General features: G+C 56.4%; 1 protein-coding gene. It reads left to right on the top strand.

Going from position 1 to position 273, the window contains the following annotated elements; genetic code table 11:
* Positions 1–133 precede the first annotated feature (133 nt).
* Entirely contained in the window at positions 134–259 is a 126-nt protein-coding gene (locus tag ABG80_RS23815; protein ID WP_268760977.1) for a hypothetical protein, read from the top strand.
* The last annotated feature ends 14 nt before the right edge of the window (positions 260–273 follow it).

Here is a 273-nt window from a genome sequence, read left to right on the forward strand (position 1 = left end):
CACCTGCTTTGCCCTCTGTGTGCCATTAGACGGGGCGCTAAGTCGATGAAAGCCTACTTGGATAGGTGGGAGGTCATCCGAGCCGAGAAAACGGCTCTGAGGCCTTTTTTGGTGACTTTGACGGTGAAGAACGGTGCTGACCTGGCTGAACGCTTTAAGCACCTTCATAGAGCCCAGCGCGAGCTATGGAAACGCCGGCAACGTGGTCGCGGCTCTGTGCTCGATGGTGTTGTGGGCGCTGTTTGGTCATACGAAGTGAAGCGGGGAGACAAC

Source organism: Aquabacterium parvum (assembly GCF_001447195.1).
GTDB lineage: Bacteria > Pseudomonadota > Gammaproteobacteria > Burkholderiales > Burkholderiaceae_C > Aquabacterium > Aquabacterium parvum.